This is a genomic window from Thermanaerothrix sp., assembly GCF_056331585.1.
Genome location: NZ_JBWGPQ010000019.1, coordinates 1 through 21,284 on the forward strand (window position 1 = coordinate 1; position 21,284 = coordinate 21,284).

At 53.4% G+C, this 21,284-nt stretch carries 18 protein-coding genes, 1 tRNA gene, 1 other RNA gene and 1 pseudogene; 9 read left to right on the top strand and 12 right to left on the bottom strand.

Annotated features, from left to right (window positions below; translation table 11 throughout):
- From AC01YT_RS08075 to AC01YT_RS08090, 4 genes and pseudogenes are all read right to left on the bottom strand, one after another.
- A pseudogene (locus AC01YT_RS08075) lies at nucleotides 1-289 on the bottom strand (MFS transporter); the annotation flags it as partial.
- Between the two features lie 35 nt (nucleotides 290-324).
- Nucleotides 325-540 carry a DUF6494 family protein gene (locus tag AC01YT_RS08080; protein WP_476674374.1) on the bottom strand — a complete coding sequence of 72 codons (216 nt, stop codon included), beginning with the start codon at nucleotides 538-540 and terminating at the stop codon, nucleotides 325-327.
- Between the two features lie 25 nt (nucleotides 541-565).
- Nucleotides 566-2,035: an MFS transporter gene (locus AC01YT_RS08085; RefSeq protein WP_476674376.1), complete on the bottom strand. Its 1,470-nt coding sequence runs from the start codon at nucleotides 2,033-2,035 to the stop codon at nucleotides 566-568.
- Nucleotides 2,036-2,052: 17 nt separating this feature from the next.
- On the bottom strand, nucleotides 2,053-2,760 hold the full coding sequence (locus AC01YT_RS08090; protein ID WP_476674378.1) for a response regulator transcription factor: 708 nt from the start codon (nucleotides 2,758-2,760) through the stop codon (nucleotides 2,053-2,055).
- Nucleotides 2,761-2,917: 157 nt separating this feature from the next.
- Here AC01YT_RS08090 and AC01YT_RS08095 point away from each other — a divergent pair, with 157 nt between their 5' ends.
- Nucleotides 2,918-3,196 carry a ubiquitin-like small modifier protein 1 gene (locus AC01YT_RS08095; protein ID WP_476674380.1) on the top strand — a complete coding sequence of 93 codons (279 nt, stop codon included), beginning with the start codon at nucleotides 2,918-2,920 and terminating at the stop codon, nucleotides 3,194-3,196.
- A gap of 69 nt (nucleotides 3,197-3,265) precedes the next feature.
- Here the strand turns inward: AC01YT_RS08095 and AC01YT_RS08100 are convergent, their stop codons facing one another.
- Nucleotides 3,266-5,083 (bottom strand): aldehyde ferredoxin oxidoreductase family protein, encoded by a 1,818-nt coding sequence (locus tag AC01YT_RS08100; RefSeq protein WP_476674382.1) that lies wholly within the window; start codon nucleotides 5,081-5,083, stop codon nucleotides 3,266-3,268.
- A gap of 348 nt (nucleotides 5,084-5,431) precedes the next feature.
- Between AC01YT_RS08100 and AC01YT_RS08105 the strand changes: the two genes are divergently transcribed.
- From AC01YT_RS08105 to AC01YT_RS08115, 3 genes are all read left to right on the top strand, one after another.
- Nucleotides 5,432-6,394, top strand: a complete 963-nt coding sequence (locus tag AC01YT_RS08105; RefSeq protein ID WP_476674384.1) for a DUF368 domain-containing protein — start codon at nucleotides 5,432-5,434, stop codon at nucleotides 6,392-6,394.
- Between the two features lie 24 nt (nucleotides 6,395-6,418).
- Entirely contained in the window at nucleotides 6,419-7,366 is a 948-nt protein-coding gene (locus AC01YT_RS08110; RefSeq protein ID WP_476674386.1) for a DUF1028 domain-containing protein, read from the top strand.
- Between the two features lie 66 nt (nucleotides 7,367-7,432).
- On the top strand, nucleotides 7,433-9,658 hold the full coding sequence (locus AC01YT_RS08115) for a hypothetical protein (RefSeq protein WP_476674388.1): 2,226 nt from the start codon (nucleotides 7,433-7,435) through the stop codon (nucleotides 9,656-9,658).
- Nucleotides 9,659-9,660: 2 nt separating this feature from the next.
- On the opposite strand, the gene polX is transcribed toward AC01YT_RS08115, so the two are convergent.
- The 3 genes from polX to AC01YT_RS08130 form a co-directional block, all read right to left on the bottom strand.
- Nucleotides 9,661-11,382, bottom strand: a complete 1,722-nt coding sequence (polX, locus tag AC01YT_RS08120; RefSeq protein ID WP_476674390.1) for a DNA polymerase/3'-5' exonuclease PolX — start codon at nucleotides 11,380-11,382, stop codon at nucleotides 9,661-9,663.
- A gap of 12 nt (nucleotides 11,383-11,394) precedes the next feature.
- A complete protein-coding gene (locus AC01YT_RS08125) occupies nucleotides 11,395-12,615 on the bottom strand; it encodes a site-2 protease family protein (RefSeq protein ID WP_476674392.1) in 1,221 nt (406 codons plus the stop codon).
- Between the two features lie 57 nt (nucleotides 12,616-12,672).
- Nucleotides 12,673-12,766: transfer RNA gene (locus AC01YT_RS08130), tRNA-Sec, on the bottom strand.
- Between the two features lie 132 nt (nucleotides 12,767-12,898).
- On the opposite strand from AC01YT_RS08130, the gene AC01YT_RS08135 reads away from it, so the two are divergent.
- Nucleotides 12,899-14,143: a CAP domain-containing protein gene (locus AC01YT_RS08135; RefSeq protein WP_476674394.1), complete on the top strand. Its 1,245-nt coding sequence runs from the start codon at nucleotides 12,899-12,901 to the stop codon at nucleotides 14,141-14,143.
- 19 nt (nucleotides 14,144-14,162) lie between these two features.
- Here AC01YT_RS08135 and AC01YT_RS08140 read toward each other — a convergent pair whose 3' ends face one another.
- Both AC01YT_RS08140 and rnpB read right to left on the bottom strand, forming a co-directional pair.
- Nucleotides 14,163-14,498 (bottom strand): DUF4190 domain-containing protein, encoded by a 336-nt coding sequence (locus AC01YT_RS08140; protein ID WP_476674396.1) that lies wholly within the window; start codon nucleotides 14,496-14,498, stop codon nucleotides 14,163-14,165.
- A gap of 43 nt (nucleotides 14,499-14,541) precedes the next feature.
- An RNA gene (rnpB, locus tag AC01YT_RS08145) (RNase P RNA component class A) lies at nucleotides 14,542-14,960 on the bottom strand.
- Between the two features lie 165 nt (nucleotides 14,961-15,125).
- On the opposite strand from rnpB, the gene AC01YT_RS08150 reads away from it, so the two are divergent.
- Together AC01YT_RS08150 and AC01YT_RS08155 are read left to right on the top strand one after the other, a co-directional pair.
- Nucleotides 15,126-15,983 carry a DegV family protein gene (locus AC01YT_RS08150; protein ID WP_476674398.1) on the top strand — a complete coding sequence of 286 codons (858 nt, stop codon included), beginning with the start codon at nucleotides 15,126-15,128 and terminating at the stop codon, nucleotides 15,981-15,983.
- 147 nt (nucleotides 15,984-16,130) lie between these two features.
- Entirely contained in the window at nucleotides 16,131-17,450 is a 1,320-nt protein-coding gene (locus tag AC01YT_RS08155; RefSeq protein ID WP_476674400.1) for a DUF1015 domain-containing protein, read from the top strand.
- 11 nt (nucleotides 17,451-17,461) lie between these two features.
- Here the strand turns inward: AC01YT_RS08155 and mce are convergent, their stop codons facing one another.
- Both mce and AC01YT_RS08165 read right to left on the bottom strand, forming a co-directional pair.
- Nucleotides 17,462-17,869 (bottom strand): methylmalonyl-CoA epimerase, encoded by a 408-nt coding sequence (gene mce / locus AC01YT_RS08160; protein ID WP_476674402.1) that lies wholly within the window; start codon nucleotides 17,867-17,869, stop codon nucleotides 17,462-17,464.
- A gap of 19 nt (nucleotides 17,870-17,888) precedes the next feature.
- Nucleotides 17,889-19,544 carry an acyl-CoA mutase large subunit family protein gene (locus tag AC01YT_RS08165; protein WP_476674404.1) on the bottom strand — a complete coding sequence of 552 codons (1,656 nt, stop codon included), beginning with the start codon at nucleotides 19,542-19,544 and terminating at the stop codon, nucleotides 17,889-17,891.
- 110 nt (nucleotides 19,545-19,654) lie between these two features.
- Between AC01YT_RS08165 and AC01YT_RS08170 the strand changes: the two genes are divergently transcribed.
- Nucleotides 19,655-20,914, top strand: coding sequence for a cation:proton antiporter (locus AC01YT_RS08170; protein WP_476674406.1), 1,260 nt, complete (start codon nucleotides 19,655-19,657; stop codon nucleotides 20,912-20,914).
- Between the two features lie 18 nt (nucleotides 20,915-20,932).
- The coding region (locus AC01YT_RS08175) for a hypothetical protein (RefSeq protein ID WP_476674408.1) at nucleotides 20,933-21,284 on the top strand (352 nt) is incomplete at its 3' end.

Sequence of the window (21,284 nt, forward strand, 5' to 3'; positions counted from 1 at the left end):
CGACCAGGGACATCATAATCGCGGTAACCGCCGGACCGAGGAAGAGCAACAAGCGCAACCCAACCCGATCTCCCAAATAACCGATGAAGGGTTGTAAAATTGAAGGCGCTTGGGTCAGAAAAGGAAGCAGGCCCGCCTCGGTTTTGGAGAGCGCATAGCGCTCTATCAGCAAAGGCAGAAAGGAAGGAAGAAACGCCGAATACGTGTCGTGAACGGCATGCCCCAACGCAATTGTGCTGACCTGTTCACTCTGAAATTTCTCGGTGCTTAGGCTTTGATCTGCGATCATAGCGAAGTTTGCCACAATGTCGCCACGTATTTGGATCAAGAATGGCGGCGGATTTCGCCCTCTACGGTGAGGTGCAGGGACGTGGCAGGGGGAATAGAACCGTAATCTGTGATGTCTTCCAGGGTGATGCGCAGTCGGAGCGGAAAAGTGCCAGGAGTCTGTTCCAAATAACGCATAATGGCCTCATCGGCCTGCACACCAAAGGTTTTTAACAACTTGCGGATGTCGTGGCGGATGGCTTCTTTGTCCATGAAAACAGTTCCTTTCTTTGGTTGCTTAGTGACACGTTTTTTGCTCACTGCTTACAACAGAGTAAGCAGCTTGCTTGCGACGCTGGGTATCCAGCCATAGTGCCAGCACGGCCAGTAAGGTAGCAATAAGGATGACCAATGCCGCAATCTGATAAGTGCCCCGTAAGCCGGCAAGCAGGGCTTGAGGGTTGGCTTGGGTCACCTCAAAATTGGGAGGTAGGTTTGCCGCCGCGCGCACTTGTAGGGCGAACAAGGTGCCCATAAGAGGAAGCCCTGAGGTTTGACCCAGCGTTCGCATCAGGGCGAGGAGTCCAGAAGCGATGCCGAGGCGGTTGCGCGGCACAGACCCCATAATGGCGTTGTTATTGGGCGATTGGAACATGCCTAGCCCAATCCCAAAGGGGATCAAGTGCAAGACAAATCCCAGAGGGCTGAGCCCGGGCTGGATGGAGGCGACAGAAAGGCAACCGAGGATCACCACAATCAACCCGAGCAGGCTGATCCCTCGTGACCCATAGCGATCGGAAAGGGCGCCGGCCAGGGGGGCGACTATACCCATCGCTACCGGATGCGCCATCATCAACAGCCCTACCAGTTGCGCTGGGTAACCCTGCACCAGTTCTAAGAAAAACGGCATTAGAAACATCCCGGCCATAACGATGAAAACCAGGAACGCCATTAACAGGTTGATCGAAAAGAGGGTGTTGCGAAATAGGGTCAGATCCACCATGGGGTATTGTTGACAGCGCTCAACAATGACAAAGGTAATCAACCCGACAAGTGTAATCCCGAGGAGAATTCTTGGCCATTGGGTATCGAACCCCAGGTCTTGCCCCATGGTCATACCCAGAGCATAGCATCCCATGGTCATGAACAGAATCACGGCTCCTAGCATATCAAAGCCGCCCTCGCGTTTTTCGGGGCGCAGGTCGGGTACAACCCGATGCACAATGAACGATGCAATGATACCAATTGGCAGGTTGACCAGGAACACCCAGTGCCACCCTGCCCAAGCGATGATCATTCCACCCAGCGGCGGACCGGCGGCAATGCCGGTGGAAACGATGCTCCCGATGGTGCCCAGAGCGCGTCCGCGTGATTCAGGAGGAAAGACTTCAGTGACAATGGCGGTGCCGAGGGCCTGGGTAAACGCGGCGCCGATACCTTGAATGGCGCGGAAGATAATCAGGGCTGTGATTGTGGGCGCCAGGCCGCACAGCAAAGAACCCAGGGTGAAAATGATTAACCCGATCTGGTAAAGACGCTTCTTATTGTAAAGATCACCCAACCGGGCAGCGCCCAGCATTAGGGCGGTCAGTACCAGTACATAGGCTAAAACGACCCACTCCACGGTCGCAAAATCGGTGTGAAGGTCTTCGACCAGGGTGGGGAGGGAAATGTTGACGATGCTGGAGTCGAGCGTGGCCATTAGGACCCCGCTGCCGACCCCTAGTAGTGTCAGCCAGTGTTGTGATGTAGGACGTGAGGAGGCCATAACGAGGATGTTATCCTTTATTCAGGTAGGAAGATGTAGCCCCCCATTGTACTCTGAATAATGGGCGTTTCGCCAGAATCAGACTGTAATTTATACTGAAGACTGCGTATTGTATTTTCGACCAGGGCCCGGGCGGTTGCTTCGGGCAGAATTTCATTTCCCCATCCGGCATGATACAGGGTGTCCCAAGTGACTTCGTGAAATGCATTGTCCATCAAAAATTGGAACAGTCGAGTTTCCGTTGGGCTGAGGAGAACGGGCGTCTCTTTATATAGGAGCAGATTTTGCTGTGGATCCAGCCGAAAGTTGGCTTTCCAGGAGGTGCTGGGTACTATGCGAGGGGGAACCTTCTCCGCCAGGCGCCGAACCCTTTCTTTCAATTGAGACATTGCAAAGGGTTTAACCAGATAATCGCTTGCGCCCAGGTGATAACACTGCTGCATGACGCGGGGGTCGGAAAGCGCTGTCAACATCAGGATGGGGGCTTTCGTTTCCCGCCGCAATGCTTCGAGCAAGCTCAGACCGTCTAAATCCGGCATCATAATATCCAGAATGACGATATCCACCGCTTCGTGCTGCAACAAGCGCAGTGCTGATTGGGGCTGCGTGGTTGTCAAGACTTGATAGTTCTCCTTTTCCAGCACGCTAAGCACCAAATCACAGGTATCTCGATCATCATCAATGATCAGGATTTTCAAGGTGGAGGGCGTGGCTTTGAAAACCATACAAGACCCCTTTTTAAGAACGGGTTGCTCTTTCTTGCTTATTGTAGGTTGGGCGGTCGAAAATTGCAAGCAAAAGACCCCAAAAATGGTGATTGAATAACACAGCGGAAAATTGATAAAATCAAATGAGAGGATTACAGTATGGAGGGAGAAAGGGATGGTGGTTCATTTTTATGCGACCTTCCGCCCAATTGTGGGAGGAAAGACGGTAGAGGTGCCGCTGGACGATGGGGGCACCATTCAACAGGTGTTGGAGCACTTGTTTGAGCGCTTTCCGGACTTACGCACGCAAATGGTAGATGAACAGGGCAACCTCTTGCCCTATGTTCACTGCTTTGTCAATGGCCGTGATGTGCATTATCTGCCCGAAGGACTGCAAACTCCACTAAAACCCGAGGATCGCTTGGATATTTTCCCACCTGTAGGTGGTGGGTAAGGTTAACAGAATGGGGCGAGAGCGTATGACTGACCATACGCTCTCGCCAGGAAAGGGAAAAACAGGGAACTAGATGATCTCCAGTTCTTTGAGTTTGCTCTCCGGCACCACGCCGTTGACCCAGCCGCGCTCGCGGTAGTATTCCTCGAGCATTTTGTCTAATTCACAGACATGGCCAAATGAGCCCTGTTCTTGCGATGGTTCTTCAAGGAAGCGCTTAGGCAGGGTGTCGCTTCCCTCGCGAAAGCCACACAGGTTGTTGTAGTAGCGTTCCAGGTTGTAAATGCGCTCACCGGTCTTCAGGACATCATCGGCAGTAAAGGGAACGCCCACGACAGCTGAGAATTGGGCGGCGTAGTCCTCGGCTGCCTCGGCGAAGGCGCTGAATTTGCATAGATCCAGGCTATCCGAGAAGGCGTGCAGGTCCTGGAGCAGTTTGAGCAATTTGCCTTTGCCCTCCCAGGCTAGCGGATCGGTCTTAAGCGGGATCAAACCCAGTTCGGAGGCAGGGCTGTAGCCACGCAGGTGGCAAGCGCCGCGGTTGCTGGTTGCATAGCCCAACCCCATACCCTTCAGACCACGTGGGTCGTAGGCCGGGATACCCATGCCCTTGACCGTCATAGCAATTTCAGGGTGACCAAATTGTTTTGCCGCTTTTTCAGTGCCCTCAGCCAAGATGTCGCCTATGCCTTCGCGATAGGCAATTTTGCGCATGACCTCGATCATGCCAAACACATCGCCCCATTGCAGGCCACCGCTTCCGTTGACATAGCCGCGCTGGGTGGCTTCCATATACATGGCCAGCACATCACCAATTTCAATCGCGTCGTAGCCATAGTCGTTGGAAAGGTCAATCATCTTGGCGATGGCGGCAGCATCGTCATTATCGCACATGGCGCCGAGGGACCAAGCCGGCTCGTACTCCAATGACTCCATACGCAAGCCAGCGAAGGGCCCTTCTTTGATCTCTACTTCTTTCTTGCAAGCCACTGGGCAGGCGTGGCAGGTTGGATCATCTACCAGAATGTGTTCTTTGACCCACTCACCACTGATTTTCTCGGACTTGGGCACAAACGAGGCGCGTTGGGCATTGCGTGCAGGCAAGGCGCCCATTGTGCTGGTGATGTTCATCAGGACGTTGGTGCCGTAAACCGAGAGGCCACCCTTGCGTGGACTGGTGACGTTAGCCGGATCCATGATTTTAGCCAGGGCCTGCTGGTGCGCGGTCTTCCAAAGTTCGCGATCCATTGCCTTGGGCATCTTCTTCTCGGCCTTGATCACAATGGCCTTAAGCAACTTGCTCCCGCCCACGCAGCCGGTACCACCGCGACCGCTGGCACGGTCATCCTCATTGATCCAGTTAGCAAATTTGACTAAACGCTCACCCGCCGGGCCGATGGCCAGCACGCTCAGGTCTTTCTCACCGTACTTCTCTTGCAGGGCTTTGATGGTCTCATGAACGGTCTTGCCCCACAATTCGGAGGCATCATGGATCTCAACCTTGCCATCTTCAACATAGAGATAAACGGGTTTGGCCGCTTTACCTTTGACGATGATCCCATCTAGCCCCGCCCACTTGAGACGTGCACCGGACCAGCCGCCGTGATGGCTGTCGGTAATGGTGCCGGTTAAGGGTGACTTCGTGCAAATCGCCATACGGCCACTCATGGTGACCTCGGTGCCGGTGAGTGGTCCGGTCATGAAACATAGAATATTTTCGGGTGATAGGGGATCAACCTGATAGCCGTTCTCAAAGACATATTTGTCCCCTAAACCGCGCCCGCCGATGTATTTCAGGGCCCAATCTTCGCGGATGGGCTCATAGGTTACTTTGCCTGTGCTTAGATCTACATGGGCAATTCGATTGGCATAACCTCCGAGTGCCATACTCCCCTCCTAATTGGCAAAACCTGGATTCAAAGATAACCGCCTTTTAGTCAAATACAGAATACTCTCCCTCACCTCCTTTCCTTCTAAACGGGGCTGGGAAGAGGCCACGATGGAATGACTGAACGTTATTTTTCGTTACGTTGAAACCGGCGGGAGCGAAAGCGAAACGCGCGATTGTGCGAGATAATTCTCCTGTTTATAAGTCTAGTAGATTGTTCACGGCGATTCAAGTGACATTTGTCAATTCTTCCTCCCAGGTGTAGGTTCAGGGGTCGAGTGAGTCGGTCAGTACTAATGGTAAAATCAAGAACAATGTTCTCGTATATCTTCCAACAAGGGGTTCTGATGTCTCCTAGGCCTTCACATCCTTCATTACGTTCATGGCGCGATTACCTAAATTTGGTGGTCCAAGGCTTTCTGATCGGTACCGTGGATGCTGTGCCGGGGGTTTCGGGGGGAACGGTGGCGTTATTGCTCGGACTATACGAGGAGTTGATCCAGTCAATTCGTTCAATGGCAGACTTGAAGGTGATCCAGCAATTGGTCAGACCGCGAGAATGGGGGTATTTGTGGTCGCAGACTCCTTGGCGATTTTTGTTGGCTGTGGCCCTGGGGATTTTAGGGGGTGCCTTTACCCTTGCCCATACGTTGGAATGGGCGTTGATCCATTATCCGCAGGTGGTTTGGGCGTTATTTTTTGGTTTTGTGTTGGCTTCCACCGTTCTCGTCAGCCGTCGCGTTCAGCGCTGGAAACTTCACTATGCAGGCCTGTTTGTGGCAGGGGGTGCGGTGGCCTTTGCCCTAGCCGGTGCAATGGCGCTTTCAACGCCAAGGGCGCTGTGGGCGTTCTTCCTAAGCGGGTTTGCAGCCATTTGCGCGATGATCTTACCGGGGGTCTCTGGAGCGTTGGTGCTGGTTTTATTGGGGAAGTATCAGGATGTCCTCACCGCTGTAACCAATTTTCAGGTCGTTCCTTTGGCGGTATTCGGGTTGGGAGCGGTCTTGGGGTTGAGCCTAATGGCACGTCTGCTAACGCGGTTATTGCGGCGTTACCACGATGCTACGTTAGCCTTTCTCTGTGGATTGATGGCCGGATCCTTGCGCCGTTTATGGCCATGGAAAGCATGGGAAGAGGCACATGAAGAAACGATGGTGTTTGTCGAGATGGTCAATAATACCTGGCCGTCATTCGCAGAAATAGAGACCTGGGGTTTATTCGGCTTGATAGGAGTGGGGTTTGTTGTGGTGTGGTGGTTGGAACGCTTGGCGCGTGGGCGATCCGGTGCCCGTTCTTCTTCTACCCTCTAGTGTCATCCTTATGGGAGGTGAGTGATGATAAAACCCTTCACATCAGGTCTGCGCTTTCCGCTGGTGCATACGTTCTCCATCGTTGCCCGTGATCCTCAGACGGGTTGGATGGGCGTGGCAGTTCAGTCACACTGGTTTTCGGTGGGCTCCATTGTGGCTTGGGGCGAGGCCGGGGTTGGGGTTGTGGCCACGCAGTCCATGGTGGAGATCAGTTATGGCCCACGCGGGCTGGCGCTCATGCGAGCTGGTCTTTCGGCGTCGGTAGCATTGCAAGCCCTTTTACAAATGGATGAGGGGCGCGAGGTGCGCCAGGTCGCGATGGTGGATGCTAAGGGGCGGGTTGCGGTGCATACCGGCGCGCGGTGTATCAAGGCCGCCGGGCATTTTCAGGGGGATGGCTTTTCAGTACAAGCCAACATGATGAAAGATACGCAAGTATGGCCAGCGATGGCCCAAGCTTACCAGGAAAAACGCGGCGATTTGGCTGAGCGTCTTTTGGCGGCGTTGGAGGCCGCACAGGCTGTTGGGGGTGACATTCGCGGACAGCAATCTGCCTGTATTTTGATCGTCAAAGGAGAGCGAACAACCCAATCTTGGGAAGGCGTGGTAATGGATTTGCGTGTAGAGGATCACCCTCAGCCCATCGCGGAGCTGCGCCGATTGGTCACATTACATCGTGCGTATCAACAAATGAATGCGGGAGATGCCCACCTGGCCGAGGGCAGGGTTGAGGCGGCTTTGGAGGCTTATCGCCAAGCGGCTCTCATGGCACCCGAGATTGACGAATTGCCATTTTGGCATGCCGTAACCCTGGCGGAGCTGGGACAGCTGGATGAGGCGCTTCCCATTTTTAAACAGGTGTTTGCTCGTAACTCCGATTGGGCGGAGTTGCTGACGCGGTTGCCGGCGGCGGGTCTACTACGTCAAGATGAGGCTATGTTACAGGCCATTTTAGCGCAACGGGATGCTTGAGCAGTGTCGGGTCTGGCACGTAAATTGCATGCGATGCCATGAACTGATCTGGAAGAGGTGTTTTGAGTGGTGGATCTGATCCTAAAACCCGGTTCGCGATTTGATGAGCGCGTGCGACTTGTTCACTATCTTGCCGTGCCGCCGCGGCGCCTTGCCCGTGGACGGGAACATGAGCAGATTTGGCTGGCAATATGGGCATCCACAAGCAAAGTCGCAGATGAGACTCCCCTCAAAGGCTGGTTAGAGCAAGCAGCCCTTCACTATTACCGCACCCGCGGATCGGTGAGCTTGGCATTACGCCAAGCGTTTGAGCATCTCAACCGGCAAGCCCTCACTTTCAATCAGGTTCAGAAAACCTCTTCACCTTTCCTGGGTGCGGCAATTGTTTTGCGGGGAGCGCAGGTTTATTTAGCGCTAAGTGGCCCGGTGCATGCTTATCTCTTTGCGGGTCAAGAGATGCGAGATGCGTTATTACCCGAACAAGCCGGACGCGGATTGGGGATTGGCCAAACGTGGGGAATGCGTTTCTGTCTTTGGGCGGCACAACCTGGTGCAGGGGGATGGTTAACGTTGATGCCATTGCCATTGGAAGGCCAGGGTTTATCAAAAGGGATTAATTTAGAGGCGGCTGAAGGTGTTTGGGTTGAGGTTAAAGCAGGCAGTGGACAAATTCGCCTGGCCGAAAGCCAACCTGTCCCTTCCAATATGTCTTTGGAAACCTCACCCCCTGCTCCCGTCCGCGGAGTAGAGCCTGGGCCCGCGCCTTCGTTTCAACCGGGAGAAGCGCGCCTGCTTGGGGGGGATATCGTTGGTTCTTCTCGCTCTGCCACTCGTACCTCACCCGCTGTGTCTGGAGCGGTGCCGACACCCTCTATGGCAGACCGACATGAAACCACCATTGCCCCACTTCCGCCGCGTGCTCAAACGGCATCAGCCACACATTCCAAAGTTAGATCACCGGCAGGGTGGGGGCATGCGCTGGCGGGTGTTCTTTGGAAACTATGGTGGGGATGGAAGCGGGTTGCTGTACCCTTGAAACGAGGGATAGATAACGTGTTCTCGCGCGTGCTTCCGACTGAAAGCACGCCGTTCCGTATTTCTCCCGGAACGTTGGCCTTCTTGGCTGTGGCAATCCCGCTGATGGTGGTAACAGTAGCTGTGATTGTGTATTGGCAACAAGGGCGAATGGAGCAGCATCGCCTTTACCTCCAGCAAGCACAGCAGGTGGTTAGTCAGGCGCTGGGGCAGTCTGATCCAGCGCTGAAGCGTGTCAACCTCGAAGCCGCCCTAACCTGGGTGGATAAGGCGGAGCGATATGGCCAGAGCACAGATTCAAAGTCCCTGCGCATGACCATCTACCAAAACTTGGATGCCCTCGCCGGGATTCAGCGGTTGGTCTTTCAGGCCTTACTGCCGGGAGGGATTGGAGGAAACTTCCAGATCGGTAAAATTGTGGCAACCCAAAGCGAGGATCTCTACGTGCTGGATCGCAATCAGGGAAGCATTCTGCGCCTGGTGGCTACGGAAAGTGGTTATGCGCTTGATTCCCAATTTGCCTGCCGTCCGGGACAGATTGGTTCATTGATCGTCGGACCATTTGTAGATATGATGGCCTTGCCGGCGTCCAACCTCCACGGTGCCCAAGTGATGGTCATTGATGCCAATGGCAACTTGGTTTATTGCGGCTTTAAGGGCGGTGAGCCTGTTTTAGATGCGGTGGCACTGCAGCCCCCCGATCAGGGGTGGGGCGTGGTTAAAAGCATTACTGTGCGTCAGGGCAATCTTGTAGTTATGGATGCCATGCAGAACGGCTTATACGAATATCAGGGCAGTCAGTGGGATTTTGTGGATCGGCCTAAACCGCTTTTTGGCTCACAGGTCATTCCTCTAAGTAATGCCAAGTCCTTGGTGGCGTTCCAGGAAGACATTTTTATCCTCTTTGACGATGGTCACGTCAGCCGCTGTAGTGGGGTCAGTAGTGTCGAATGCCAGGATCCTTTCCCCTTCCGTCTTTCCCAAGATGGGCAAGTCCAGGAAGTGCCACACTTGGACGTAACGTTTTCTGATTGGGTGTTAACACCACCACCCGATCCGGCTATCTATCTTTTGGAATCCTCTGGACAATCCGTTTATTACGTCAGCCTGATGCTTAGTGTGCAACAACAATTTCGCCCCTCGTTGGTTGAGGGCGAACGTTTGCCACAACAAGCAGCCACGGCTTTCACGGTTACACCCGGGCGTAATATCATTATGGCATTTGGCAATATGCTTTATAGCGCCAGGTTGCCCTGAGGTTAACCGCGGGCGCGTAGCCAGGCCAAAAATCGTTCGGGGGACCAGGTGTTAATGATTTGAGACGGCTCGACCCAGGCGCGTCGTGCGATGCCAATACCATACTCGATCAAATCAAAATCCATGGGGGTATGGGCATCAGTGTTGATGGCCAGAGGGATGCCCATCTCGGCTGCGCGGCGGGCGTAAACATCGTCCAAGTCCAGCCGGGCTGGATTGGCATTGATTTCCAGGGCAACTCCATATTGTTGGGCGGTAGATAATACCGTTTCCCAATCCAGGTCGGCACCCTCGCGGTTCGGGAGTAAGCGTCCACTGGGATGACCAATAATATCTACCCGGGGGTTGCGAATGGCATTGAGCAGGCGCTGGGTAACTTCTGCTCGCGGTTGACGTAAACTGACATGAAGCGAGGCGATGACGATATCTAATTCCGCCAATACCTCATCGGGGTAATCCAGATGACCATCCGCGCGTATTTCAACTTCAGCCCCTTGAAGGATGATAATTTTATCCCCCCAGCGCTGGCGTAGGGTTTCAATCTCAGCGCGTTGCTCACGTAGGCGTTCGGGGGTGAGGCCGTTAGCAATGCCTAGCCCCGCCGAATGATCCGTGATGGCAATTACCCGCAACCCGCGCTGGTAAGCCGCTGAGACCATCTCATCCAGGGTTGCGGCGCCGTCGCTCCAGTTGGAATGGGTGTGTAATTCGGCCTTAAGATCTTCTCGTTGCAGCATGGGAGGTAATGTGCCATTGAGCGCCGCCTCAATCTCCCCGCGATCCTCTCGTAATTCAGGTGGAATCCATGGCAACCCTAATGCATAATATAGGTCTTCCTCGGTAGTAAAGTGTATCTCATGACCATCTTCATCGCTGAGCCCGTGTTCGGAAAGGGAAAGGCCGCGCTTCTGGGCCAGCCCGCGCAGGCGAACGTTATGATCTTTGGAGCCAGTGGCGTATTGCCAGAGGCTGCCAAACTTCTCCGGGGGCTGGCACCATAGTTGCAGGCGAGTGCCGTTTCTAGTTTCAATGCTAGCCTTGTTTTCGCCTTGGGCAATGATCCGGTAAACTTCAGGATGGAGAACAAATGCATCCATCAGGGCGTGGGGTTGATGAGAGGCGGCTACCAGGTCAAGGTCGCCCACCGTTGAACGCCAGCGGCGCAGACTTCCGGCCAGTTCGGCCCGCACGACACCAGGCTGTTGGCGCAGCCAATCCAACCAACGCAAGGCCATGGGGCGGGCTACCCCTAATGGCAGGCGGTGAGAACGACGGCGCAGTGCCTCAATGCCTTCCAGGATGCGGGCCTCACTCTTTTCTCCCATGCCGGGCAAGTGGCGTAAGCGTCCGGCGCGAGCAGCTTCTTCCAAGGCTTCGAGGGTGGTAATACCGGCTTGTTTCCAAAACAGGGCGGCGCGTTTTGGACCCACATCGGGAATTTGGAGCAAATCAATGAGCGAAGGGGGTACCTCGGCTTCGAGACGCTTCAATAAACCCAGTTCTCCGGTGTCCAGCAATTCTTCAATTTTCTCCGCAATGGCTTTGCCCACGCCAGGTATCTCTTGCAATCGTCCCTGTGCCCTTAAGACGTGGACGTCTTGCCCTAGCGTGCGCAGTAATTCGGCCACGCGCCGATAGGATAGCACCCGGTAGACATTTTCACCCTTGATTTCTAAGAGGTTAGCTATGCGTTCAAAAACGGCCGCCAATTCTTCATTGGTCATAGGATTATCGTTTCATGGCATTAAGACTAGCGGAACGGGGGTGAAGATCAGCACAAAGATGATCAACATGACTGCACCGATCAGGCGTCGCCGCCCATCCAATTCGGTGATCTGATCCAAAGGTTCGGCATAGGTGCGACCGAAGAAGAAGATCAGCAAGGCCCACAGCCACCAACCACTCCAGATAAAACCCATCAGGATGAGCACAGCCAAAATGACCGGAAAGAGCGCCTGGGCACGCTTGCGCCCGAAAAGGGTGTAAAGAATGTGCCCCCCATCCAATTGCCCGGCAGGGATTAGGTTTAGGGCCGTGATCAATAAGCCACCCCAGCCGGCCCACGCCACCGGATGCAAGATCACATCCACACCGCCATACGGCAAGGGTTGCCCGGTGAAAATGTAGCGAAGCCAATAAAGCAAAGGCGGCAAACCCTGGTAGGTGGCCGGTTCAGGTAATAGGCGGCCAAAGACCACGAACTTAAGCAAAAGATAAAGGATCGAGTTGCCCTCTAGTTGTGCCTGTCCCAACGCGCCGGGTTGGGGAAAGGCCGGCAGGGGTTCCAGGCGTGAAAGGGACAAGCCGATGAGTAAAACGGGTATTGCGACGATTAATCCGCTGAGCGGCCCGGCGATGCCGATATCCATGAGAATACGCCGGTTCTTGGGCACTTCCTTCATATTGATAAAGGCGCCCATGGTCCCGAACGGACTGATGGGAAAAGGTAAGGGTAGAAAATAGGGTAAGGTGACATGCACACCATGATGGCGTCCCATCAGATAGTGCCCAAACTCATGCGCAGCCAGAATGGCCATCATGCTAAGCGCAAATGGCCAGCCATTTTTGAGAAGTTGTAGGATGATCTGTGATGCTGAGCCGGTAAGTTCTCCCTCGCTACTCAGAACACCCCCGGTAAGCCAAACACTGAGCAAAGTCAGGATGAAGAAAATCAGATTAATCGTGGGGTTGGAAGGGCGCGCCGAAGGCAAACCACGGATGATGTAAATCGTATGACGACCTTCTTCGCTGCGGAAGAGCGGCGTCAGGCCAAGGGGCTTGAGTTGAATGTTCAAGGTATCATAAGCACTGGCCGAATCGGGGGCAATCAATCGTCCGCGGTAACGTATCAGATAAGGTGTGCGTTCACTCCCTAGCGTGACGTCCTCAATGTAAAAAATACGGCGGATATAGGTCTCAATGAGGTCCTGACGTTGGAGGTCAAAAGAAAAATCCATAATCATCACCTGATCTCATTTGCAGTGCAAAGGCGTAATGCCTGGATGACATTCAGGCGGGGATGAATGGGAGTCGAACCCACCACGGCTCGCCACGCGACCCGTCACCGGTTTTGAAGACCGGGGAGCTCACCGGAGCTCTCCCATCCCCACACCTAAGGATAATTCAGCCCTTATAATTCGTCAACAATTTGCCTAATGACAGACCAAACTGAAGAATTGCAAAGGAATTGTAAGGCAACGCCTAAAGACAAATCCATTATTATGAGGAACAACGGGTAGGATGAAAAATAGAACTATGGGTTCCCGATTAGAGCGGATGCTCCTTGCACTTTTGAGCCTGGTGGTATTCTTTGCTTCCACTAGGGCTGCCTTGGCTCAAGAGCCTTTCCCAACCGTTGGCTCATCGGTTTTGTTCGAGTCCGGGGATTTCGAGACCCTGTTTACAGGGTGTGCTACCGGTAGTGAAACACTCAGCCCGGTTCGGGCTGATTTCGAACAGCGCGTCGTTGAGCTGGTCAACGATCATCGGGCTTCAAAAGGCTTGCCCCCGCTTAAGCGCGTGGCGGAACTGGATAACGCGGCTCGCTACCACGCCCGCGATATGCGCCAAGATGATTATGTTTACCATGACTCGTATGATCGCAGTGGAAATACTCTGACCCCGGTTTGCAATTGGAACACGCGGATCACGGCTTTTTATAAAAATTGGCGAAATCTGGGCGAGAATATTGCCGCGGGGTATGCATCGCCCGATAGTGTCATGCAAGGGTGGCTGGGCTCTGACGGCCATCGTGCGAATATTGAATCTCCAAATTATTGGGAACTCGGGGTGGGTTATGACGAGGGAAGCGGCTCATACTTTCGTTACTGGGTGCAGAATTTTGGGCGGCGCGATGGAATTTACCCCCTAGTCATTAATCGCGAATATGCTCAAACCTCAGATCCGAACGTGGAACTTTACATCTACGGGATGGGTGTATGGACACAAATGCGCTTGCGTAATGATGATGATCCGTGGGGCGAATGGCGGCCCTTTTCGCCCACAGTGTCGTGGCGTTTGAAGTGGACCCGGGGAATCCACACGGTCTGTGCCGAGTTGAAGAAGGACGCTCAAATTTACACGGCTTGTGATTCAATTGAACTAACCACAGGCGGGCCTGTTCTTACGGTACAGCCATCACGAGTATCTTTTTTGTTCAACCGAGCGAAAAGTCAGGCCTTACCCGCGCAAGCCACCCTTCAAATAACGAACAGCGGGAATGATCAGATTATATCTTGGCGTATCCTCTCTGCACCAGATTGGATTCAAATCACACCGACAAACGGCACCACCCCAAGCAATTCTGTGCTCATCAATCTAGATGGGTCTAAGATTCCCGCTTCGTCCAGTACCTATTCCGATGTGGTTCGGGTGGTGGTGGAGGGAGGGGAAAATGTTCTTGGTTCGCCCTTTGATGTTGCCGTGACTCTGACGGTGGTGGAAGACTTACCCTATGCTTTTTTCCTGCCCGCTGTGTCACGCTAGCAAAACCGTGGGGAAAAGATTAGGGTTGCACTGGAAGTTCGCGCAGGATTTCTTCAAACATCTGGCTGAATTGGGGCGCGAACAGCATCCCCACTACGGAATTGACAATTGAGAGGATCAGTCCTAGGCTGGCGATGATCAGGCCGGCGATGGCCATACCGCGGTTGGTGCTGCTTAAGCCTAAAATACCGGTGATGATCCCGGCAATCGCCAGCGGGGCGCCACAAATCGGCAGACACCAGGCGATAAGTGTGATCAGACCGAGCACCAGGGAGGCAATAGCCAGTCCCGGGCGGTTAGGGGGGGTGGGTGGTGGGGGAGCAGAAGGGGGCGAAGCCGTCGGTTCGTACGTCATCGAGAATACCTCCTTAAAAAGGACGAGAGATGAAAAAAGAGACACCCCAGGCCGGTCTGTAAGCCGCATTCTGTCCGTCCGGTGGGTATCTCTGGTCGTACCAGAGACGGCACCGGCCGGGATGATCATCTCTCTGGGCGAGCCGTTGCCGACCCGCTCTAGCGGCCTACCCGGGCTCGAGGGAAGCGAGCAACTTCCCGCCCGCAAATGCGGACTTTGCCCCTGCTTGGCCTTGCTCCCGGTGGGGGTTGCCTAGCCACCGGTATTACTACCGGTACTGGTGGTCTCTTACACCACCTTTTCACTATCACCACCCGTGCCCGAAAGCACGAGGGCTACCTGTTTCTGTGGCCCTGTCCGGCGGGTTACCCCGCCCCGGGTGTTACCCGGCACCGTGCTCTGTGGAGTGCGGACTTTCCTCAGCCTCGCACCTGGCGAGGCCGCGATCATCCGACCGACCTGGAGCATTACTTATAGTAATACAAAATCGAGCCAAGTGTCAACCGGGTGGCTTGACCGCTTTTTTCCCATCTTCAAGACATTCGATATCCAGCAACTTTTTTGCTCCAACCGTGTTAAACTATGCCAGAATGGATAGCACTGGATTGGTCAAAGGAGGAGTATGCTATGTCCAAGGTTGCCGTGGTTACTGACAGCACGGCTTACATCCCCAAGGCGTTGAGTAAGGAATTGCCCATTTATGTGGTCCCTTTACAGGTGGTTTGGGGCGAAGAAACTTACCGCGACGGCGTAGATATTCAACCCCTGGAGTTCTATACCCGACTAAAGACCGCCAAGGTTATGCCAACAACCTCACAACCTTCACCGGAAGCCTTCCGCCAAGTGTATGCCACCCTGCTCGAAGAAGGCTATGATATTGTGAGCATTCATATTTCAGCCAAGTTATCGGGAACGTTGGATTCGGCGACTCAAGCCCGTGAAATGCTCAAGCGTGAGCGGATTGAACTGGTTGATTCCAAAGTTACGGCTATGGCATTGGGATATCACGTGCTCAGTGTAGCCCGTGCGGCGGCTCAGGGCGCGTCCTTTGAGGAATGTAAAGCATTGGCGCACCGGGCGGTAAATCATACTGGCGCGGTGTTTGTGGTCAGCACCTTGGAGTTTCTCCATCGTGGGGGGCGCATTGGTGGGGCAGCAGCCTTCCTGGGGACAGCGCTTAATCTCAAACCCTTGCTGGAACTGCGTGATGGGCGAGTGGAGGCAGTTGAACGTGTTCGTACCCAACGCAAGGCCATTGATCGTTTGCTAGACCTTTTAGATGAGCGGGTTGGAGATCAGTCACCGCTGCGCTTTGCCTGCTTGCACGCCAATGCACCACAAGAAGCCGAAGATCTGATGGAGCGGGTGCGCCAGCGTTATCCCCAAGAACGGCTGGTAGAATTGGTGCTAGCGGAGGTCAGCCCGGTAATCGGCACCCATACCGGCCCGGGCACTGTAGGCATTGCTTACATGGCGGGTATGTAAGAACACAAGAAAAGGTTATTGAACAAGGCTGCACCTACTCGGTGTGGCCTTTTTTGATTGAGGGGGGCCGGGTAAATTTGCTGGCAAGAGGTAAAGTTTGATAGAATTACATTGCCTGTTTCATCATCTCACTGCGCGAGGTTTGCGATGCGAAACTATCCTCAAATTGGTGTCCAGGTTGCAGATGTTCTTCTTCCCAAGCCGGGAATTGATCTCCAAAAATGGGCGGTCATTGCCTGTGATCAATTCACCTCACAACCGGACTATTGGGAAAAGGTGGCTGCTCTGGTTGGTGAGGCACCTTCAACGTTCCATTTGATCTTGCCGGAGGTTTACCTGGGGACACCGGAAGAAACTCGGCGTATTCAGAGTGCTCAGGAAACCATGCGGCGCTATCTTGAGGCTAATTTATTTGAAGCATATACTGGCTTAATTTATGTGGAACGAACCGTCGGTGAGAAGACACGGCGTGGCTTGATCATGGCTCTGGATCTCGAGAAGTACGAATTCACTCCGGGTGCGCAATCACTCATTCGAGCCACCGAAGGGACCATTCTAGAGCGAATTCCACCCCGCATGCGCATTCGTGAGGGTGCCTTGTTAGAACTTCCGCATATCTTAGTGTTGATAGACGACCCGGAACGTACGGTGATCGAACCGGTAGCGGAACAGTCTGAGCGGTTGCCTTTGCTGTACGACTTTGACTTGATGCTCGGAAGTGGTCGCTTACGGGGGCGTTGGGTGGATGACCTGTCTTTGGAGCAACAGGTGATGCGGGCGCTGGAGCGCTTGGCTTCGCCTGAGGTTTTTTATACGAAATACGGTGTTAATCATGACAAAGGCGTGCTACTCTTTGCTGTTGGTGATGGTAATCACTCTCTCGCGACGGCTAAATCCGTGTGGGAAAAGATCAAGGCCCAGGTTGGCCCTGACCATCCTGCGCGATATGCTCTGGTTGAGATTGAAAATCTCTATGATGAAGGCCTGGAATTTGAGCCGATTCACCGTGTTGTCTTCAACACCCAGCGTGATATGTTAACAGACCTAAAAGCATGGTTTGGGGAGCGCTTGACCCTCCAGCCTTGTGTCAGTGAAGATGAGATGGTTGATCGTGTCCATTGTCCACCGACTCAAAACGAACATTGTTTTGGTGTGATCTCGCCGCAGGGGTACTGGTTGGCGCAGGTTTATCAGCCTGACTCAAATCTGCCGGTGGGGACCCTGCAGACTTTTCTGGATGCCTGGCTCAAGCAAGCGAGTGGCGCTAAGATTGATTATATTCACGGTCGCGAGGTGGTGGTCACCTTAGGACGTCAGCAGGGAAATTACGGCTTTTATTTGCCGGCTATGCCCAAGACTGAACTGTTCCGCACCGTGATCCTGGATGGCGTCCTACCACGAAAGACTTTCTCGATGGGCGAGGCCATTGAGAAGCGCTTTTATATGGAAGCACGTCGTATTGCTTGAGTTAAAGCGCACTAGCGGGTGATTTGGTAGAGTTCGACCAACACACCGCCGGTGCTTTTGGGGTGGATAAACGCCATTTTACGGCCCGGCAATTCGAGTGGGGATTCGTTGATCAATCGAATCCCCTTTTCTTTTAACTGTGCGAGCATCTCTTCGATGTTGTCCACCTCAAAGCAGAGATGGTGCATGCCACCCCCGCGTTCGGCAATAAAGCGGGCGACACCGGTGTCCCCGCTGGTCGGTTTGACCAGTTCAACTTCGCTGTCACCCACCGGGATAAACACCACCGTCGCCTGTTGACTGGGCACATCCTCAACATGATCTACCGTTAGACCTAAGGCATCTTGCCAGAAGGCAAGTGCCGTGTCAATGTCGGGCACGGCAATAGCAATGTGATTGATTTTCGTGATTTTTGCCATAGTATTACCTCGTTCTGGATCAGATCCAGGTGGGGGGTTGATACTCGCCCCATACCTGACGCAAAACGCGGCAAATTTCTCCCAGAGTTATGTCGTTCTCTACGCATTCGATAAAAAGCGGCATCAGGTTTTCACTTCCGCGGGCAGCCTGTTCAAGGCGTGTAAGCAGTTCGCTAACTTTGGCGTTGTCTCGTTGGGCACGCAGTTCGGCCAACCGTGCACGCTGGGCAGCCTCAATGGCCGGATCTACTTTTAGGCGCTCCAGATCCAACTGCTCTTCAATTTGAAAGGCATTGACGCCCACGATGATTTGTTCTTTACTTTCAACGGCCTGTTGATAGCGATAGGCTGATTCCTGGATTTCCTGCTGCATGTATCCGTTCTCGATGGCAGCCAGGGCACCCCCCATGGTATCAATTTTATGAATGTACTCCATAGCGCGCTGGCTGATTTCATCAGTCAGGTATTCAATCACGTAAGAACCGGCGAGCGGATCCACGGTATCTGCCACTCCGGATTCGTATCCAATAATCTGTTGGGTACGCAGGGCTATTCGTACCGATTTTTCGGTGGGCAGCCAGAGTGCTTCATCCATGGAATTGGTGTGTAACGATTGGGTTCCCCCAAGCACCGCCGCTAGCGCCTGAATGGTCACACGCACGATGTTGTTTTCTGGTTGTTGCGCCGTCAGGGTGGAGCCAGCCGTCTGGGTGTGGAAGCGCAGCATCCAAGATTTAGGATCCTGAGCCTTAAAGCGATCCCGCATAATTTGGGCCCATAGACGGCGGGCAGCACGGAATTTGGCGACCTCTTCCAGGAATTGATTATGGGCAGCGAAGAAGAAAGAAAGTTGGGCGGCAAACTCATCCACTTGGAGACCAGAGTCAATCGCAGCCTGCACGTAAGCGATGGCATTGGCCAGGGTGAAGGCTATCTCTTGAACGGCGTTGGCGCCGGCTTCACGAATGTGATAACCGGAGATACTAATGGTGTTCCAGCGTGGCACATGTTTGGCACAGTACTTGAAGACATCGGTGATCAAGCGCATGGAAGGTCCAGGCGGGAAGATATATGTACCCCGGGCTACATACTCCTTAAGGATGTCGTTTTGAATGGTGCCGCGCAACCACTTAGGATCTACACCTTGCCGCTTAGCCACCGCAATGTACATTGCCAGCAGTATGGCCGCTGGGGCGTTGATGGTCATGCTGGTGGAAACTCTGTCCAAAGGAATGTCCTTAAACAGGATTTCCATGTCTCGCAGGGACGATACCGACACCCCTACTTTTCCCACTTCACCGATTGCCATGGGGTCATCGGCGTCGTAACCAATTTGAGTGGGCAAATCGAAAGCGACCGAAAGGCCGGTTTGGCCCTGAGCGAGTAAGTAACGATAGCGCTGATTAGATTCCTCCGCGGTGGCATAGCCGGCATATTGCCGCATGGTCCATAAGCGACCTCGGTACATGGTGGGTTGGACGCCGCGGGTAAAAGGATATTCACCCGGAAAGCCCAGTTTCTCCATGTAATCGAAGTGTTTTGGTGGAAGGGCTACCCGCGGAAGCGGAATTTGGGATGAGGTAAAGAATTCGGGTTTGCGCTCAGGATATTTTTCAATTAAGGGACGTAACGTTTGGGTTTCCCAGCGTTGTTTTTCCTTCTCAAGGTCGCTCATAGATTATCTCCTTGCTAGCCTGCATTGTTTAGTATATCGTATCCCTCGTCTCAGAAAAGATAACAATTTCATGGTAAACTTTGGACAAACTTCCTGAGAGCATAGCCGCCATGACGCCGTTTTTACAATTTGTCTTGGTTTCTGCCATCATTCTGTTCGCGGCAAAAGCCGCGGGTTATATAAGCACACGCCTTGGACAGCCCTCGGTTCTCGGGGAGCTACTGGTTGGGTTATTGCTTGGTCCTTCGCTGATTGACCTGGTTCATCTGCACATTTTCACCGATGCCCATTTGGGGGAATTTGTGTATGAAATTGGCGAGTTGGGAGTTCTCATCCTGATGTTCCTGGCGGGGATGGAACTCCATATTCGCGATTTTGTGCGTAATACGCGTGTTTCGCTATTAAGTGGCTCCCTGGGTGTTATTGTCCCGGTAGCGTTAGGGACAGGGGTGGGGCTATTGGCTCACATGCCCTTAGATAGCGCGCTCTTTTTAGGCCTCACTCTGGGGGCAACCAGCGTCAGTATCTCGGCTCAAACTTTAATGGAACTGAATGTCTTACGCACCCGAGTTGGACTGGGATTGCTGGGGGCAGCCGTTTTCGATGATATTTTGGTTATCTTATTCCTATCGATCTTTCTGGCTCTCGGCGATGGTGGCTTAACACCGACAACCGTTCTGCCGGTTATGTTGCGCATGGCGATTTTCCTAGCTCTTTCGATGGGGTTCGGGTTGTGGATTCTCCCACGGCTCAGCCAACGCGTAGTCCAGCTACCGATCAGTCAGGCAGCATTAAGTTTTGCTATTGTCATAATGCTACTTTATGGCTTAGCGGCCGAGGTACTTGGAGGAATGGCTGCCATTACCGGCACGTTCCTGGCTGGCTTAATGTTTGCGCGCACGCCGGAAAAAGGACAGATTGAAAGTGGCTTGCGTGCCTTAGGGTACGGTTTCTTTATTCCGATGTTTTTTGTCAATGTCGGTCTTGCGGTTGATCTTCACCTAATTCGACTCGATACCTTTTGGATCATGTTGGGGGTGATTCTGGTTGCCATCATCGGAAAGATCCTGGGTGCAGGATTGGGGGCGCGGGCTTCGGGTTACTCCTGGTTAGAAGCGCTACAATTAGGAATAGGGATGGTCTCACGCGGGGAGGTAGGGTTGATTGTGGCGACAGTTGGGCTGGATAACGGCTGGCTTTCACCGCAGGTCTTTCCGGCTATTGTGGCGATGGTGCTGGTAACTACCCTGGTCACACCCCCCTTATTACGAGCCACATTTGCTCATCAGGAAAAGAAGGACAGAGCCGAGATGATCGAAGCTGTGTCCACCCCCGAAGCTTCGGTGGAAACTTTTGAGTCAAAATCCTGAATGAGGTGATTCACGTTTATGTTTCTAGTTTTGTTTGTCCTCAATGATCCTGAAAATTTGGATGCTCTACTTGATGCGTGGGAAGGTGTGGGGGTGAGTGGGGTGACGATTCTCTTGAGCAAAGGTTTGGTGCGATTCCGCGAAAGCGGTGGGGCGTGGCGGGAGGATTTTCCGCTGTTCCCCTCTTTAGAAAATTTTCGAGAGCATATTGAAAATACCAATCGCACCTTGTTTTCCATTGTGGAAGATGAAGCCACCGTAGAACGTCTACTCAAAGCCACGGAGCGGGTGGTGGGTAGCCTTAATCAACCTAATACTGGCGTTATGGCGGTAATTCCTTTGGCGCGGGCATATGGGCTGAAAAAGCAAG

Excerpts from the sequence above, each read along its gene's own strand:
- mce (WP_476674402.1), bottom strand. The coding sequence starts at position 17,869 with ATGGCAAAAATCACGAAAATCAATCACATTGCTATTGCCGTGCCCGAC.
- AC01YT_RS08080 (WP_476674374.1), bottom strand. The coding sequence starts at position 540 with ATGGACAAAGAAGCCATCCGCCACGACATCCGCAAGTTGTTAAAAACC.
- AC01YT_RS08100 (WP_476674382.1), bottom strand. The coding sequence starts at position 5,083 with ATGGCACTCGGAGGTTATGCCAATCGAATTGCCCATGTAGATCTAAGC.
- AC01YT_RS08085 (WP_476674376.1), bottom strand. The coding sequence starts at position 2,035 with ATGGCCTCCTCACGTCCTACATCACAACACTGGCTGACACTACTAGGG.
- AC01YT_RS08165 (WP_476674404.1), bottom strand. The coding sequence starts at position 19,544 with ATGAGCGACCTTGAGAAGGAAAAACAACGCTGGGAAACCCAAACGTTA.
- AC01YT_RS08095 (WP_476674380.1), top strand. The coding sequence starts at position 2,918 with ATGGTGGTTCATTTTTATGCGACCTTCCGCCCAATTGTGGGAGGAAAG.
- AC01YT_RS08105 (WP_476674384.1), top strand. The coding sequence starts at position 5,432 with ATGTCTCCTAGGCCTTCACATCCTTCATTACGTTCATGGCGCGATTAC.
- AC01YT_RS08170 (WP_476674406.1), top strand. The coding sequence starts at position 19,655 with ATGACGCCGTTTTTACAATTTGTCTTGGTTTCTGCCATCATTCTGTTC.
- polX (WP_476674390.1), bottom strand. The coding sequence starts at position 11,382 with ATGACCAATGAAGAATTGGCGGCCGTTTTTGAACGCATAGCTAACCTC.
- AC01YT_RS08140 (WP_476674396.1), bottom strand. The coding sequence starts at position 14,498 with ATGACGTACGAACCGACGGCTTCGCCCCCTTCTGCTCCCCCACCACCC.
- AC01YT_RS08125 (WP_476674392.1), bottom strand. The coding sequence starts at position 12,615 with ATGGATTTTTCTTTTGACCTCCAACGTCAGGACCTCATTGAGACCTAT.
- AC01YT_RS08110 (WP_476674386.1), top strand. The coding sequence starts at position 6,419 with ATGATAAAACCCTTCACATCAGGTCTGCGCTTTCCGCTGGTGCATACG.
- AC01YT_RS08090 (WP_476674378.1), bottom strand. The coding sequence starts at position 2,760 with ATGGTTTTCAAAGCCACGCCCTCCACCTTGAAAATCCTGATCATTGAT.
- AC01YT_RS08135 (WP_476674394.1), top strand. The coding sequence starts at position 12,899 with ATGAAAAATAGAACTATGGGTTCCCGATTAGAGCGGATGCTCCTTGCA.
- AC01YT_RS08150 (WP_476674398.1), top strand. The coding sequence starts at position 15,126 with ATGTCCAAGGTTGCCGTGGTTACTGACAGCACGGCTTACATCCCCAAG.
- AC01YT_RS08155 (WP_476674400.1), top strand. The coding sequence starts at position 16,131 with ATGCGAAACTATCCTCAAATTGGTGTCCAGGTTGCAGATGTTCTTCTT.